This window comes from Pseudomonas sp. ACN5, from assembly GCF_002303975.1.
Lineage (GTDB): Bacteria > Pseudomonadota > Gammaproteobacteria > Pseudomonadales > Pseudomonadaceae > Aquipseudomonas > Aquipseudomonas laurylsulfatiphila.
Genome location: NZ_MRCP01000005.1, coordinates 83,441 through 99,427, shown reverse-complemented (window position 1 = coordinate 99,427; position 15,987 = coordinate 83,441). Strand labels below are relative to the sequence as shown.

The following is a 15,987-nucleotide window of genomic DNA, read 5'->3' as shown; positions in this document are numbered from 1 at the left end:
GTCCAGATGCCAGCTCTCTACGTGATGATTCCCGCTGCGCTGCTGATCGTGGCCATCGCCGTCTATATCTTCTTCTGGGCGGTCGACAGCGGGCAGTACGACGACCTCGACGGCCCGGCCCACAGCATCCTGTTCGACGACCAGGACCCGAACCACACCGCCGCCGTCGACGAAGCCAGCGGCCAACCGGCCAAACCGCAAGACAAGGCCCCGCCCCATGCTTGAACTGGCGCCACTGCTGGTATCGGCGGTGATCCTCGGCTTGCTCGGCGGCGGTCATTGCCTGGGCATGTGCGGCGGCTTGATGGGCGCGCTGACCCTGGCGATTCCCAAGGAGCAACGCAGCCGCCGCTTTCGCCTGCTGCTGGCCTACAACCTGGGGCGGATTCTGAGTTATGCCTGCGCCGGACTGTTGATCGGCCTGGCCGGATGGGCCGTGGCCAGCAGCCCGGCGGCGATGTTCCTGCGAGTCCTCGCCGGCTTGCTGTTGATTGCCATGGGCCTGTACCTGGCCGGCTGGTGGAGTGGCCTGACCCGTATCGAAAGCCTCGGTCGAGGCTTGTGGCGGCACATCCAGCCAGTTGCCAACCGGTTGCTGCCGGTATCGAGCGTTCCGCGTGCGTTGCTGCTGGGTGCGCTCTGGGGCTGGCTGCCGTGCGGCCTGGTTTACAGCACCTTGCTGTGGTCGGCCAGCCAGGGCAACGCGCTGGACAGTGCATTGTTGATGCTCGCGTTCGGGCTTGGCACCTGGCCGGTGCTGCTGGCGACCGGCCTGGCCGCCGAGCGCGTCACCGCGGTGTTGCGCAAGCGCAGCGTGCGCATGGCGGGTGGGATGCTGGTGATGCTGTTTGGCATCTGGACCTTGCCGGGACCGCATCAGCATTGGCTCATGGGTCATTAAACCGGCGGCGCGCCCATCGCGAGCAAGCTCGCTCCCACAGGTTTTGTGTACACAGCGACTCCCCCTGTGGGAGCGAGCTTGCTCGCGATGAGGCCCTCACAAACGACAAAGATTCTGACCTTGATGCAAATCAAGATGCCCAATCCCGCCCTCGCATAAAGTGGCCGACACTGCCAGCCTATCCGGGGAATGCCCGCATGATGCTCGACGCCATTCGTTGGGACACTGATCTGATCCGCCGTTATGACTTGGCGGGACCCCGCTACACCTCGTACCCGACCGCCGTGCAATTCAACAGCCAGGTCGGCACCTTCGACCTGTTTCATGCCCTGCGCGACAGCCGCAAGGCCCAACGCCCACTGTCCCTGTACGTGCACGTGCCGTTCTGCGCGAACATTTGCTACTACTGCGCCTGCAACAAGGTCATCACCAAGGATCGCGGCCGGGCGCAGCCGTATTTGCAGCGGCTGGAACAGGAAATCCAGCTGATCGCCTGCCACCTCGACCCCACACAGAAAGTCGAGCAACTGCACTTCGGTGGCGGCACGCCGACCTTTCTCAGCCACGACGAACTGCGCCAGTTGATGGCGCACCTGCGCAAACACTTCAATTTGCTGGACGACGATTCCGGCGACTACGGCATCGAGATCGACCCCCGCGAGGCCGATTGGTCGACCATGGGACTGCTGCGCGAACTGGGTTTCAATCGGGTCAGCATCGGCCTGCAGGACCTCGACCCGGCGGTGCAGCGAGCGGTCAATCGCCTGCAAAGCCTGGAAGAAACCCGCGCGGTGATCGACGCCGCCCGCACCTTGCAGTTTCGCTCGATCAATATCGACCTGATCTACGGCCTGCCGAGGCAGACGCCGGAGAACTTCGCCCGCACCGTCGAAGAGGTCATCAACCTGCAACCGGACAGGTTATCGGTATTCAACTACGCCCACCTGCCGGAACGCTTCATGCCCCAGCGGCGCATCAACAGCAATGAACTGCCGACACCCGCGCAGAAACTGGAAATGCTGCAGCGCACCATCGAGCAACTGATCGGCGCCGGTTACCGCTACATCGGCATGGACCACTTCGCCCTGCCCGACGATGAGCTGGCGATCGCCCAGGAAGAATCGACCCTGCAACGCAATTTCCAGGGCTACACCACCCACGGTCATTGCGATCTGATCGGCCTCGGCGTCTCGGCAATCAGCCAGATCGGCGACCTCTACTGCCAGAACAGCAGCGACCTGAACCACTATCAGAACACCCTGGCTTCAATGCAACTGGCCACCAGCCGCGGCCTGCTGTGCAATGCCGATGACCGGCTGCGGCGCGCGGTCATTCAGCAATTGATCTGCAACTTCAGCCTGGAATTCTCCGACATCGAACAGGCTTTCAACATCGACTTCCAGGGCTACTTCGGCGAACTCTGGCCCCAACTGCAAGACATGGCCAAAGACGGGCTGATCGAACTCGATCGCGACAGGATCACCATCCTGCCCGCCGGGCGATTGTTGGTTCGTTCGGTGTGCATGGTGTTCGACGCGTACCTGGAACAACACAGTCGCCAGCGATTTTCGCGGGTGATCTAATTCTGCAAGCTAGCGTCCCGGACTGGCCTCGATCTCCTATGGTGAGTTACCCTTACGTCTTATGTGTGAATTCCCACAAGGATTGAAGAAATGTCCGAGCCAGTAAAACAGCGCGCTCATAGTCAAGCCCATTGCAAGGATTGCAGCCTGGCCCCTCTTTGCCTGCCTCTTTCGCTGAATCTGGAAGACATGGATGCGCTGGACGAAATCGTCAAGCGCGGCCGGCCGCTGAAAAAGGGCGAGTTTCTGTTTCGCCAGGGCGATACCTTCGATTCTGTCTACGCTGTCCGTTCCGGCGCCCTCAAGACCTTCAGCCTGAGCGACTCCGGTGAAGAACAGCTCACCGGCTTCCACCTGCCCAGCGAACTGGTCGGCCTGTCGGGCATGGACACCGAAAAGCACCCGGTGTCGGCACAAGCCCTGGAAACCACTTCGGTGTGTGAAATTCCTTTCGAACGCCTCGACGAACTGGCCCTGCAACTGCCGCAGTTGCGCCGTCAGTTGATGCGGGTGATGAGCCGCGAAATCCGTGACGACCAGCAGATGATGCTGCTGCTGTCGAAAAAGACCGCCGACGAACGCATCGCCACCTTCCTGGTCAACCTGTCGGCACGTTTCCGCGCCCGGGGTTTTTCCGCCAATCAGTTCCGCCTGAGCATGTCGCGCAACGAAATCGGCAACTACCTGGGCCTGGCGGTGGAAACCGTGTCCCGGGTCTTTACCCGCTTCCAGCAAAACGAGCTGATTGCGGCGGAAGGCAAGGAAATCCGGATTATCGACCCGATCCAGCTGTGCGCCCTGGCCGGTGGCTCACTGGAAGGCTGAAACAAAACGTTGCGGCTGAGCGAAAGGGTTCAGCCGCCGTTATACTGCGTCGTTTGCAGCCCTGCCAGGACACCCAGACGATGGTCTTCGACTCCTTCGACATCAAATCCCTCATCCGCCCTGTCATCGACTTCCCGAAGCCGGGCGTGATCTTTCGCGACATCACCCCGCTGTTCCAGTCGCCCAAGGCCCTGCGCCTGGTGATGGACAGCTTTGCCCACCGTTACGTCGAGGCTGACTTCACCCACATCGGCGCGATGGACGCCCGTGGCTTCCTGATTGGTTCGGTACTGGCCTATCAGTTGAACAAGCCGCTGGTGCTGTTTCGCAAGCAAGGCAAACTGCCGGCTGAAGTGCTGGCCGAGGGCTATGCGACCGAATACGGCGAAGCCTTCCTGGAAGTGCACGCCGACAGTCTGTGCGAAGGTGACTCGGTGGTGATGTTCGATGACCTGATCGCGACCGGCGGCACCCTGATTGCCGCTGCCAACCTGATCCGCCGCATGGGCGCGCGGGTGCATGAAGCGGCGGCGATCATCGACCTGCCGGAGCTGGGTGGTTCGCAGCGCCTGGAAGACATGGGCATTCCGACGTTCTGCCTGACGCAGTTTGCGTTGAGCGATAAGTAATCTGGCGCCGGTACTGACGCCTTCGCGAGCAAGCCCGCTCCCACATTCTTCCTGACAGAACGCAGTCAAATGTGGGAGCGGGCTTGCTCGCGAATGGCGTCAGTCGCTACACCGCAAAAAACTCAGAGCCCCATCTGCTTGCTGATGATCTCGTTCATCACTTCCCGCGTCCCGCCGCCAATCGACAAAATCCGGTTGTCGCGGTACAGCCGCTCCACCAGGCTCTCGCGCATGTATCCCAGTCCACCGAGTATCTGCACCGCATCGGTCACGATCCGGTCTGCGGTATCCGTCGCAAAATTCTTGGCCATGGAAATTTCCTTGATCACGCTCTGCCCCGCCGCCATTTTCGCGGCCTGGCGGTAAGTGAATTCCCGGGATACCTCCAGCCCGGTCGCCATCTCGGCGAGGCGATGCTTGATCACCTGAAACTTGCCGATCGGCTTGCCAAAGGCTTCGCGCTGGCGCGCCCACTTCAGGCTTTCCTCCAGCGCCAGCTGCGCGGTCATGTTGGCCATCAGTGCCAGGGCCAGGCGTTCGCTCTGGAAATTGCCCATGATGCAGGCAAAGCCCATGTTCTCGGCGCCGATCAGATTTCTCGCGGGCACCGGGCAATCATCGAAGAACAGTTCGGCGGTGTCTGACGCCCACCAGCCCATTTTCTTCAGTTGCCGTCCTACGGTGAAACCGGGCGTGCCCTTTTCGATCAGCAACAGGCTGATGCCGGAGAACCCCGGCTCACCGGTACGCACCGCGACGGTATAAAAGTCCGCACGCACACCACTGGTGATAAAGGTTTTGCTGCCATTGACCCGGTAAAAATCGCCATCGCGCACGGCGCGGGTTTGCAGGTTGGCGACGTCGGAGCCGCCGCCGGGCTCGGTGATGGCCAGGGCGCTGATTTTCTCTCCCGACAACACCTGGGGCAGCACACGATCCCGCACTTCGGGGTGTGCCCACTTGAGAATGGGCGGCAAGCCGATATCCAGCGACCCCAGGCCGGCCACCAGCCCGCCTGAGCCGCAGCGCATCAACTCTTCACTGGCGGCAACCTTGGCGAACAGATCCCCTTCGTGGCTGCCTCCGTAAGTTTCCGGATAACCGATGCCGAGAATCCCCGCCGCGCCGGCCTTGAGGTAGAGCTCGCGAGGGAAGCTTTCGGCTTCTTCCCACTGCTCGATATCAGGAAGAATCTCGCGTTCGACAAAACGTCTGACGCTGTCACGGACCAATTGGTGGCTGGGGTCGAAGTATTCCTGAAAGGCAGACATCGGCGAGCTCCACTGAAGGGGTCAGTGAAGTTAACCGAGCGCTTGCTTGGTTTTCAACAGGATTGTGTGAATGAGCGACACCGAGGTGCGCCCTTCGCGAGCAAGCCCGCTCCCACATTTGGAATGCAATCCCCTGTGGGAGCGGGCTTGCTCGCGAAGGCGTCAGTAAAGACACCGCACAACTCAGAGCGAAATCGGCTTACGCCCGGCAAACGAATGCGCCAGCGTGCCGCCATCCACCAGCTCCAGCTCACCACCGAGCGGCACGCCATGGGCGATACGCGAGGCGATCAGGCCTTTGCTGCTGAGCAACTGGGCGATGTAATGCGCTGTGGCCTCACCTTCCACGGTCGGGTTGGTCGCCAGGATGACTTCGGCGAAGGTGCCGGCCTCTTCGATCCGCGCCATCAATTGCGGGATGCCGATGGCTTCCGGCCCCAGACCGTCGAGCGGCGACAGATGCCCCTTGAGCACGAAGTAGCGCCCGCGGAAACCGGTCTGCTCCACCGCATAGACGTCCATCGGGCCTTCCACCACGCAGAGCAAGGTGTCGTCGCGGCGGGTATCGGCGCATTGCGGGCACAGATCATCTTCGGTCAGCGTACGGCACAAGCGGCAGTGACCGACCCCTTCCATGGCCTGGCTCAAGGCCAGCGCCAGGCGTGAGCCACCGCTGCGGTCACGCTCGAGCAACTGCAACGCCATGCGCTGGGCGGTTTTCTGACCCACGCCTGGCAAAATTCGCAGGGCGTCGATCAGTTGGCGAATCAAAGGGCTGAAGCTCATGGTGGAAAAGTCCGACAAGACAACGAGACGCGGTTTATACCCGCGCCTCGGTTGAGCGTCAAATTGCAGCGTCGATTACTCAGTCCCGGGAAACCCGAACCACCAGTTTGCCGAAGTTGCGCCCCTCCAGCATGCCGATGAACGCGTCGGGAGCCTGTTCCAGACCATCGACCACGTCTTCGCGGAACTTCACCTTGCCATCACGTACCCAGGGCGCCATGGCACTGAGGAATTCCGGCTGGCGATCACCATAGTCATCGAACACGATGAAGCCCTGGATGCGCACCCGCTTGGTCAACAGGGTGCGCTGCAACAGGGGCAGGCGATCCGGCCCGCTCGGCGCTTCATGGGCGTTATAGGAGGCAATCAGGCCGCACAGTGGAATCCGCGCCTTGGGATTGAGCAACGGCACCACAGCGTCGAAGACCTTGCCACCGACGTTTTCGTAGTAGATGTCGATGCCCTTGCCGCAGGCCTTGGCCAGTTCATCGGCAAAGTCCGGGCTCTTGTGGTCGATGCAGGCGTCGAAGCCCAGCTCGTCGACCACATAACGGCACTTGTCCGCCCCGCCGGCCACGCCGACCACACGCAGCCCCTTGATCTTCGCCACCTGGCCGACCACCGAACCCACAGCGCCTGAGGCCGCTGCAACCACCAGGGTTTCGCCGGCCTGGGGCTGGCCGATGTCCATCAGGCCCATGTACGCGGTCATGCCCGGCATTCCCAGCACCCCAAGGGCCATCGATGCACTGGGCAATCCCGACGGCACCGGGACGATGCTGCGCCCGTCATTGATGCTGTGGCTTTGCCAACCGGTGGCACCAACCACCAGGTCTCCTTCCTGAAACTTCGGATTGAGCGAGCGCTCGACCCGGCTGACCGCGCCCCCGGTCATGACTTCGCCGATTTCCACCGGTGCGGCGTAGGACGGCGCGTCGCTCATGCGTCCGCGCATGTAGGGATCCAGCGACAGGAAAACGGTCTTGAGCAGCACCTGACCGTCGGCGAGCTCCGGCAACGCCACCCGCTCCATGCGGAAGTTTTCCGGTGTTGGCGCGCCGACCGGGCGTGAAGCCAGGACAATGCGTTGATTGAGGGTCATGGGGTCGGACATGGCAGCGTCTCCTGTGATCGATGGGGTTGGGTGATATAGGGAGCAGACCTTTGTGGCGGTATGGGGTTCGATGTGTTTTCAGTTGCACCGGGGTGAATTCTTCGCGAGCAAGCCCGCTCCCACACTGGATTTATGTACATCCCCCTGTGGGAGCGGGCTTGCTCGCGAAGGCGCCATCACGGACGACACATACCCAACAGACAGAAACAAAAATGCCAGGCGCAATGCCTGGCATTTTTTGTAGCTCATCTGCCGCCTGAAGGCGAATCAGAATGGCAGTTTCATGCCCGGCGGCAGTTGCATGCCGGCAGTCATGCTGCCCATCTTGTCCTGGCTGTTGGCTTCGATCTTGCGTACGGCATCGTTGACCGCGGAGGCGATGACCGCTTCCAGCATTTCCTTGTCGTCTTCGCTCATGCCTTCGACCAGGCTCGGGTCGATGGTCACGCTCTTGACGTCATGGCGCCCGGTCATCACCACGGTGACCATATCGCCACCGGCCTTACCGGTGACTTCGGCGTTGGCCAGTTCTTCCTGCATCTTGGCCATTTTTTCCTGCATCTGCTGCGCCTGCTTCATCAGGCCGGCCATGCCACCTTTCATCATGGTAATCACCTCAAAAGTACTTGGATCAAAACAGCGCCCGGCGGAGTGTAGCCGAGCGCCTTCAGTTATTAGCCCTGAGTGACCAGGGCGTCGACAGGTTCAATAGTATCGTTACGGACCACCGCACCGAACTGCTGCATCATTTGCTGGATGAACGGATCGCCGTGGATCGATTCCTCCGCCTCGCGCTGACGGTTGGCGCGGCGGCGCGAAGCCGCTTGTGCCGGGGTTTCCTGCTCGGGCTTGATCAGCTCGATGCTCAGGGTCAGCGTGCGCTGGTGGTACTGGTTCAGCGCATCGTTGAGGCGACGCTGCTGAGTGGCGTTGAACAAGGCACTGTGGGCCGGGTCCAGGTGCATCAGCCAATTGTCGCCATCCACCGCGATCAGCGTGCAGTTGGCGGCGATGCTGCCGGTCATGCCGGAAATCGGCAATTTCGGGAACAGCTCCAGCCATTGCAGGGCCAGGCCGGTGGCCGGCATTGCCGCGGGCTCAGGCTCGGGCTCCGGCGCCGGGTCAGCGGCATGCTCGCTGGCCAGTTCGTCGAGGTAACTGTAGGCCGAATCCATGTCCGGCTCGATGTAATCCTCGTCCAGCGGCGGCTCGTCATCCAGGTCCATGCCTGGCGTTGCGGCATCGACGTCCGCCACCGAAGGCTCCGGGATTGGCGCGGCGGCCCACTCCGGGGCGTCCGGCACCACGCTGTCCGGCGTCGGCAACGGCATCGGCGGTAATTCGGGTTGTTCGCTGGCGGTTTCCAGCACCGGCTCCACCGCCGGTTGCTGAACGGGGGCTGGCGCGACCGGGTCATTCCACGGCAGGTCGACCACCTCTTCGACCACGACCGCTTCAACCACAGGCACAGGCGCAGGTTCTGGCACAACGACCGGCGCCACCGGTTCCGGTGCTGGCGCAGGAGCTGCCACTGGCGCAGCCGCTATCGGTGCAACGGCCGCAGCGGCTACCGGCGCAACGACCTGCGCGGCAGCCACTGAGTTTGCGGAATCAACTGTGGCCTGGCTGATCCCCACTGGCTTTAGCGGTTGCCTCGGGGCATCCGCGGTGTCTGCGGGCCGGAACGCCAGCATCCGCAGCAACACCATTTCAAAACCGCCCCGGGGATCCGGCGCCAGCGGCAGGTCGCGACGGCCGATCAGGCCCATCTGGTAGTAGAACTGCACGTCTTCGGCCGGCAAGGCCTGGGCCAGTGCCAGCACGCGATCGCGGTCACCGTGACCGTTATCGACACCTTCCGGCAAGGCCTGGGCAATGGCAACGCGGTGCAGCACATTGAGAATCTCCGAGAGCACGCCATTCCAGTCCGGGCCTTGTTCGGCCAGGTGGCGGACGGCTTCGAGCAACGCCTTGGCATCGCCTTCGATCAGCGCATGCAGGACGTCGTAGACCTGCCCGTGATCGAGGGTCCCGAGCATCGCCCGCACATCGGAGGCCAGGACCTTGCCTTCACCGAAGGCAATCGCCTGATCGGTCAGGCTCATGGCATCCCGCATCGAACCGTCGGCAGCACGACCCAGCAACCACAGTGCATCGTCTTCGAACGGCACGTTCTCGACACCCAGCACGTGGGTCAAGTGCTCGACAACCCGTTCCGGCGTCATGTTCTTCAGGGAGAACTGCAGGCACCGCGACAGAATCGTTGCCGGAAGTTTCTGCGGATCAGTGGTCGCCAGGATGAACTTGACGTAGGGTGGCGGCTCCTCGAGGGTTTTGAGCAGCGCGTTGAAGGAATGGCTGGAGAGCATGTGCACTTCGTCGATCAGGTAGACCTTGAAGCGCCCACGGCTCGGGGCGTACTGCACGTTGTCGAGCAATTCGCGGGTATCTTCGACCTTGGTGCGGCTCGCAGCGTCGATCTCGATCAGGTCGACAAAGCGGCCCTCGTCGATTTCGCGACACACCGAACACTCGCCACAGGGGGTCGACGTGATACCTGTCTCACAGTTAAGGCATTTGGCAATGATCCGCGCGATGGTGGTCTTGCCGACCCCACGGGTACCGGTGAAGAGGTAGGCGTGGTGCAGCCGCTGGCTGTCCAAGGCATTGATCAGAGCCTTGAGCACATGGGTCTGGCCGACCATTTCGCGGAACGAGCGCGGACGCCATTTACGTGCAAGAACCTGATAACTCATCGAAAACCGTCGCAGCGAAGGAAGCAGAAGCGGCTAATGCTAGCGGAGCAAGGCACAAATTGCATCCGGTGCGCTCGTGTATTGTGGCTAAGCTGCACATCACAGGCATTTAACGGAGTGTTTATGCGGTTGGCCTTGGGGGCATTGCTGTTGATCAGCCTGGACGGCGCGGCGGCGCCAGCACCGCTGCGCTTCGTGATAACCGACAGCTGGAGCATGCCCATGGTGCAGCTTGAGCGGGGCAAACCGACCCAGGGCATCCTCTATGACATGATGCTCAGCCTCGCGACCCAGGTCGGCGTACCAGCCGAATTCCACGTATTGCCCCGCCGGCGCATACAAGGCGCCATGGAGCAAGGCGAGGTCGATGTCCGCTGTTATGCCGCACAATCGTGGCTGCCTGAACAGCCTGGTGATTATCTCTGGAGCATCCCGCTCTTCACTCAACCTGACGTGTTGATCACCCGGGATGCAACGCCCGACGCAGTCAAACCCGCCGACTTGCCGCAACAACCCATAGGCACCGTGCTGGGCTACAGCTACCCGACCCTGCAACCGCTGTTCGACAGCGGCCAACTGCAGCGCGACGACGCACGCAATCAGGAACAGGTGCTGGAAAAACTCCTGGCCGGCCGCAATCGCTATGCCGTCAGCAATCAATGGAGCCTGGACTGGTTCAATCACCGCCTGCTGCCGCAGCAGCAACTGCAAAACGTGGCAGTGCTGCAGGAAAACCGTCTCGGTTGCTACGTTCGCAACGACCCACAGGTCCCGGTGCAGAGCATTCTGCGCACCCTGGCGCGGATGAAGATGTCCGGGGAGATCGATGAAATTGTTCGGCTGTATATCGGTGGCGAGCCGGCGACTGTGGATAAAGCGCAAACGACGAAAAACCGCCCCGGAGAAGATCCTGGCAGCTAGCGAAAGTCTGTATTCAAGAAGATGACGCGAGAGAACACTCGCGTGGCGTTAAGGTGGTAACCCTACCAGCCACACCCCGGCACACAATGTCACCGCTGCGGCTGCTCCCTTCCAGGCCTGACCGGGTTCACGGCTGATCGTTGCGGGGGGACCGATAGGGTCACCATAACGATGCTCACCTGTCGGCGAGCCGCGCCATTGTACCTATCTGAGGCGAAGTTACAACCGTTGGTTTCGGATAAAAAACATGAGGGGCTTCAAGCACTTGCTATTGCGCCTCAAGCACCGCATCCGCCCTGCCACCCGCCTGCTGAATCACCAGGTGAATGAAGTGCAGCCTGGTAACGACAGCAGGCGGCAGGACGAAGGGGTAGAAATCCGGCTGCCCCATGCTGCGTGACAGCTCGTTGAGCATGCCGGCCAGTTCGATCCAGGCGTTGACGAACGACAGGAAAGCCGCGCCGCCGGGATGCTGCGGATCGTAGAGGGTTTGGGGTGGAAACGGCTGATAGTCGAAGTCCATTTCCCGGGCGCTCATGCCAAACCCCAGCGCGGTGTCCACGGCGTCCATCATGTGCAGGTAATGCGCCCAGGTTTCCGCCCAGTCTTCCCACGGGTGCATGGTCGCGTAGGCGCTGACGCAGTGCTGCTGCCAGTCGAGCGGTGCGCCCTGCTGATAATGCCGTTCGAGGGCATCGGCGTAGCTCGCGCGTTCATCGCCGAACACGCCGCGAAACGGCTCAAGCCAATGGCTGCGGGCGATCAATCGGTCCCAGTAGTAATGCCCGACTTCGTGACGAAAATGCCCGAGCAACGTGCGATAGGGTTCGTGCATTTGCACCCGCACCTGCTCGCGGTGCGCGTCGTCGGCTTCCTTGATATCGAGGGTGATCAGGCCGTTGGCGTGGCCCGTGGTCGGCGGCTTGCCTTCAAGGTCGACACCGATGAAATCGAAGGCAAGGCCAGTCTCTTCATCGACTGTCCTGGGAATCACCTGCAACCCCAGGCTGACCAGTTGCGCGACCAGACGCCGCTTGGCGGTTTCCACCTTGCGCCAGCGCTCGTGATTTTCGGTGATCGACAGGTCGGGAATCGTGCGATTCAAGCTGCAGGCCATGCACAAGGTTTCGTGGTGATTGGCCGCCAGCAGCCAGTTGCACGCAGCCGGTGAATCGAGGTTGGCGCAGCGGCGGAACGCGCCCGCCTGCGGATCGGCGTCGAGCCACCAGGTCTCGGGGCGCTCGCCCGGTTGCAGGGAAGATAAACGACTTTGCTCAGGCTGATACCCAAGGGCTGCTGAACACGCCAGGCACTGGCTGTTGCGAAAGAACAGCGACTGCCCGCAACGACAGGACCAGACTTTGCTGTTGCGCGAGCTTTCGCCCATGAACGGTGCGGCGATGCGCGAACTGAGCTGTTCGAAGAAAGGGTGCATGGCGATCTCTTCCTGGGGCTTGCCAAGACTAGATCATTTCCGAGAGTTGATTGTTCCGGCTTTCTGCCAAGGTGCTGAAATCGCCTTCGCGAGCAAGCCCGCTCCCACATTCGATCGGATTCTTACAGGAAGAACTCGGTTAAATGTGGGAGCGGGCTTGCTCGCGAATGGCTTCACACCGAAATATCGTGCTCGCGCAGAAACTCGACAAACGCCTCTTCATCCAGCACCTTCAACCCCAGCTCATTGGCCTTGGTCAACTTCGAACCGGCGCCCGGTCCTGCGACCACGCAATGGGTCTTGGCCGACACGGAGCCGGCGACCTTGGCCCCCAGGCTTTCGAGTTTGTCCTTGGCCACATCGCGGCTCATCAGCTCCAGCGAGCCGGTCAGCACCCAGGTCTGGCCGGCCAGCGGCAAGCCTTCGACGACCTTTTTCTCGCTCTGCCAGTGCATGCCGAATTCGACCAGTTGCTTCTCGGCCGCCTCGGCCAATTGGCGATTCTCTTCGAGCGCGAAGAACTCGCGCACCGAATTGGCCTGTTTCTCCGGCAGCGCCTGACGCATGTCCAGCCAGTCAGCACCAATCACCGCCTGCAGCGAGCCGAACTTGTCCGCCAGTTTCTGCGCCCCGCCCGGACCGACCGATGGAATATGCAGTTTGTCGAGGAAACCGCCCAAGGTCGTACTCGCGGCAAACTCGGCACCCAACTCGCCCTGGTCCTGAATCTGCAAGCCATGCTTGAGCAGTTCAGCGATCACCTGCTGGTTATGTGCGTCTTCAAAGAAGCTGTGGATCTCGTGCGCGACTTCCAGCCCGACATCCGGCAAGTACGTCAGCACCTGCGGCAAAGCCTGCTGCACCCGCTCCAGCGAACCCAGGGAACGTGCCAGCACCTTGGCCGTCTCTTCGCCGACATCGGGAATCCCGAGGGCGTAGATGAACCGCGCCAGGCCCGGCTTCTTGCTGTCTTCGATGGCGCCGAGCAGGTTCTTGCTCGACAACTCGGCAAAGCCTTCCAGATCGACGATCTGCTCGAACGTCAGGGCGTACAGATCGGCCGGCGAACTCACCAGGCCTTCGTCGACCAGTTGCTCGACGCTTTTCTCGCCCAGGCCTTCGATGTCCATGGCACGACGGGAGACGAAGTGAATGATGGCCTGCTTGAGTTGCGCGCCACAGGCCAGGCGGCCGACGCAGCGATACACCGCGCCTTCGCTGACCGTCTCGCGGCCCTTGCTGCGCTTGATCAATTGCGTGCGCTCGACATGGGAGCCACACACCGGGCACTTCTCCGGGATCTGCACCGGCCGGGCGTTTTCCGGACGACGTTCCATGACCACCTGCACCACTTGCGGAATCACGTCACCGGCACGGCGAATGATCACCGTGTCGCCGATCATCAGGCCCAAGCGCGCCACTTCGTCCATGTTGTGCAGCGTGGCATTGGCCACCGTGACGCCCGCGACCTTGACCGGCTTCAGACGCGCCACCGGCGTCACCGCACCGGTGCGGCCGACCTGGAATTCCACATCGAGCAGTTCGGTGAGTTCTTCCATCGCCGGGAATTTGTGGGCGATGGCCCAACGCGGCTCACGGGCGCGAAAGCCCAGTTCGCGCTGGGAGGCGATGCTGTTGACCTTGAACACCACACCGTCGATTTCATAGGGCAGCGCGTTGCGCCGCTCACCGATGTCGCGGTAGTAGTCCAGGCACTCGGCGATACCCTGCGCCAGTTTCAACTCATGGCTGATCGGCATGCCCCAAGCCTTGAGTTGCTGCAAATTGCCGATGTGCGTATCGGCAATGTCCGCCGACACCTGGCCGATGCCGTAGCAGCAGAACTCCAGTGGACGGTTGGCGGTGATCTTCGAATCCAGCTGGCGCAAACTACCCGCCGCTGCGTTGCGCGGGTTGGCGAAAGTCTTGCCGCCGACTTCCAGTTGCGTGGCGTTGAGCCGTTCGAAACCGGCCTTGGACATGAACACTTCGCCGCGCACTTCCAGGGTCGCCGGCCAGCCAGTACCGTGCAGCTTGAGCGGAATGTTGCGCACGGTGCGCACGTTGACGCTGATGTCTTCACCGGTCGTGCCATCGCCGCGCGTGGCGCCGCGCACCAGGACGCCATCCTGGTACAACAGGCTGACGGCCAGGCCATCGAGCTTGGGCTCGCAGCTGTATTCGACTGTTGCGCCGCCACCGAACAGGTCGCCCGCCGGCAAATCCAGGCCTTCGGTCACCCGGCGGTCGAACTCGCGCATGTCGGTTTCTTCGAAGGCGTTGCCGAGGCTGAGCATCGGCACTTCGTGACGCACCTGGGTGAACGCCGACAGCGCCGCGCTGCCCACTCGCTGGGTGGGCGAGTCGCTGGTGATCAGCTCGGGATGGGCCGCTTCCAGCGCCTTGAGCTCGTTGAACAAGCGGTCGTATTCGACGTCCGGAATGCTCGGCTCGTCGAGCACGTGATAGCGATAGTTGTGCTGATCCAGCTCAGCGCGCAGCTCTAAAATACGGTTCTTGGCGGCGGTCATGGGTGTTCTCTCGTAAAGCAAAAGAGCAGCCGAGGCTGCTCAATTTTCTAAATACAGTAGCTCAAGGCTATGGACATTGTGGCGAGGGAGCTTGCTCCCGTTCGGTGGCGAAGCCGCCGTAAATCCTGCACACCGGGGCGGCTGGTTTTGGGGCCGCTTCGCAGCCCAGCGGGAGCAAGCTCCCTCGCCACAACAAGCCCCTATGCCACAGAAGCCTGCCCAGCCATTAGATCAGCGTTTCTGGGTCAAGGCGCGGCGTTCGAATTCGACGATGCGCTGACGGTAGTGCTCGATCGTCTGGGCAGTCAGTACGCTGCGCTGGTCGTCCTTCAGTTCGCCGTTGAGCTCCTGGGACAACTTACGCGCCGCGGCCACCATCACGTCGAAGGCTTGCTTCGGATGGCGAGGGCCTGGCAGACCCAGGAAGAAGCTCACCGCCGGGGTGCTGAAGTGGTCGATGTCGTCCAGGTCGAATACGCCCGGCTTGACGGCGTTGGCCATGGAGAACAGCACCTCGCCGTTGCCCGCCATGCTTTCGTGACGGTGGAAAATATCCATCTCGCCGAAACGCAGGCCGCTTTCCAGAATGTTCTGCAACAACGCCGGGCCCTTGAAGCCGGCAGCGTCGCGGCAGATCACGCTGATCACCAGCACTTCTTCAGCTTGCGGCTGATCTTTTTCGCTGTGCGCAGGCGAAGACTTGGTGTCATCCGGGAAATCGTCGTCGCGGCTGCTGAAGCTCGGGCCGCCATCCAGATCCAGACTGAGGTTCATGTCGCCCTGGGAAGGCTCGCTGTGGCCACGCTTGCCGCGCTTGGAGCCCGATTCACGAGGCTCGCGGGCCGGCATGCTCACCGACGGCAGGTCCTGCTCGTCCAGTTGCGGCTCTTTATGCGTGTCCAGCACGCGCGGCGGGCCCAGCAGCTCGGCGCTGCTGTCCTCGTCCGGCAGATTGGACAGACTTCGGTCAAGGCGGAATTTCAGTTTTCCCTTGCCGCCGCGCATACGGCGCCAGCCATCAAAAAGAATACCGGCAATGACAATAATGCCGATGACGATCAGCCACTCGCGCAGACCGATTTCCATGTAATCCCGTGCCTCTATAAAAAATGCTGAAAAATAAGGGGTTTACAACCTGTAAACCGCTTTAAAACGTGGCGCCAACTCTATGTTCTGACAGGCGTTTTGCCCACGTATACGAAAAATTGACATTAAACTAGCACGACCAAAGGCAA

Annotated in this window: 14 protein-coding genes and 1 other RNA gene; 6 read left to right on the top strand and 9 right to left on the bottom strand. The window is 61.6% G+C overall.

Annotated features, from left to right (window positions below):
* The first annotated feature begins 6 nt into the window (after positions 1 to 6).
* From ccoS to BSF40_RS11410, 5 genes are all read left to right on the top strand, one after another.
* Complete coding sequence (ccoS, locus tag BSF40_RS11430) at positions 7 to 225, top strand: cbb3-type cytochrome oxidase assembly protein CcoS (protein WP_007971444.1); 219 nt, start codon at positions 7 to 9, stop codon at positions 223 to 225.
* The gene (locus tag BSF40_RS11425; protein ID WP_095965198.1) at positions 218 to 901 is read left to right on the top strand and encodes a sulfite exporter TauE/SafE family protein; all 684 of its coding nucleotides are present in this window, start codon (positions 218 to 220) and stop codon (positions 899 to 901) included. Before ccoS ends, BSF40_RS11425 begins: the two co-directional genes overlap by 8 nt.
* 200 nt (positions 902 to 1,101) lie before the next feature.
* Positions 1,102 to 2,484, top strand: a complete 1,383-nt coding sequence (gene hemN / locus BSF40_RS11420) for an oxygen-independent coproporphyrinogen III oxidase (protein WP_095965376.1) — start codon at positions 1,102 to 1,104, stop codon at positions 2,482 to 2,484.
* Positions 2,485 to 2,574: 90 nt separating this feature from the next.
* A complete protein-coding gene (fnr, locus tag BSF40_RS11415; RefSeq protein WP_095965197.1) occupies positions 2,575 to 3,309 on the top strand; it encodes a fumarate/nitrate reduction transcriptional regulator Fnr in 735 nt (244 codons plus the stop codon).
* 80 nt (positions 3,310 to 3,389) lie between these two features.
* Positions 3,390 to 3,938, top strand: coding sequence for an adenine phosphoribosyltransferase (locus BSF40_RS11410; protein ID WP_095965196.1), 549 nt, complete (start codon positions 3,390 to 3,392; stop codon positions 3,936 to 3,938).
* A gap of 122 nt (positions 3,939 to 4,060) precedes the next feature.
* Here BSF40_RS11410 and BSF40_RS11405 read toward each other — a convergent pair whose 3' ends face one another.
* The 5 genes from BSF40_RS11405 to dnaX form a co-directional block, all read right to left on the bottom strand.
* Positions 4,061 to 5,209 carry an acyl-CoA dehydrogenase family protein gene (locus BSF40_RS11405; protein ID WP_095965195.1) on the bottom strand — a complete coding sequence of 383 codons (1,149 nt, stop codon included), beginning with the start codon at positions 5,207 to 5,209 and terminating at the stop codon, positions 4,061 to 4,063.
* A gap of 183 nt (positions 5,210 to 5,392) precedes the next feature.
* A complete protein-coding gene (recR, locus tag BSF40_RS11400; protein WP_008050204.1) occupies positions 5,393 to 5,995 on the bottom strand; it encodes a recombination mediator RecR in 603 nt (200 codons plus the stop codon).
* A 79-nt stretch (positions 5,996 to 6,074) separates the two neighbouring features.
* The gene (locus tag BSF40_RS11395; protein ID WP_095965194.1) at positions 6,075 to 7,109 is read right to left on the bottom strand and encodes an NADP-dependent oxidoreductase; all 1,035 of its coding nucleotides are present in this window, start codon (positions 7,107 to 7,109) and stop codon (positions 6,075 to 6,077) included.
* 267 nt (positions 7,110 to 7,376) lie between these two features.
* Positions 7,377 to 7,715, bottom strand: a complete 339-nt coding sequence (locus BSF40_RS11390) for a YbaB/EbfC family nucleoid-associated protein (RefSeq protein ID WP_007971455.1) — start codon at positions 7,713 to 7,715, stop codon at positions 7,377 to 7,379.
* A 68-nt stretch (positions 7,716 to 7,783) separates the two neighbouring features.
* A complete protein-coding gene (gene dnaX, locus BSF40_RS11385) occupies positions 7,784 to 9,865 on the bottom strand; it encodes a DNA polymerase III subunit gamma/tau (protein ID WP_095965193.1) in 2,082 nt (693 codons plus the stop codon).
* 123 nt (positions 9,866 to 9,988) lie between these two features.
* Here dnaX and BSF40_RS11380 point away from each other — a divergent pair, with 123 nt between their 5' ends.
* Entirely contained in the window at positions 9,989 to 10,786 is a 798-nt protein-coding gene (locus tag BSF40_RS11380; RefSeq protein ID WP_095965192.1) for an ABC transporter substrate-binding protein, read from the top strand.
* 60 nt (positions 10,787 to 10,846) lie between these two features.
* On the opposite strand, the gene ffs is transcribed toward BSF40_RS11380, so the two are convergent.
* From ffs to zipA, 4 genes are all read right to left on the bottom strand, one after another.
* An RNA gene (gene ffs, locus BSF40_RS11375) (signal recognition particle sRNA small type) lies at positions 10,847 to 10,943 on the bottom strand.
* A 111-nt stretch (positions 10,944 to 11,054) separates the two neighbouring features.
* Positions 11,055 to 12,221 (bottom strand): putative zinc-binding metallopeptidase, encoded by a 1,167-nt coding sequence (locus tag BSF40_RS11370; RefSeq protein ID WP_095965191.1) that lies wholly within the window; start codon positions 12,219 to 12,221, stop codon positions 11,055 to 11,057.
* Between the two features lie 173 nt (positions 12,222 to 12,394).
* Positions 12,395 to 14,752 (bottom strand): NAD-dependent DNA ligase LigA, encoded by a 2,358-nt coding sequence (gene ligA, locus BSF40_RS11365; RefSeq protein ID WP_095965190.1) that lies wholly within the window; start codon positions 14,750 to 14,752, stop codon positions 12,395 to 12,397.
* Positions 14,753 to 14,983: 231 nt separating this feature from the next.
* The gene (zipA, locus tag BSF40_RS11360; protein ID WP_007971469.1) at positions 14,984 to 15,838 is read right to left on the bottom strand and encodes a cell division protein ZipA; all 855 of its coding nucleotides are present in this window, start codon (positions 15,836 to 15,838) and stop codon (positions 14,984 to 14,986) included.
* Positions 15,839 to 15,987 lie beyond the last annotated feature (149 nt).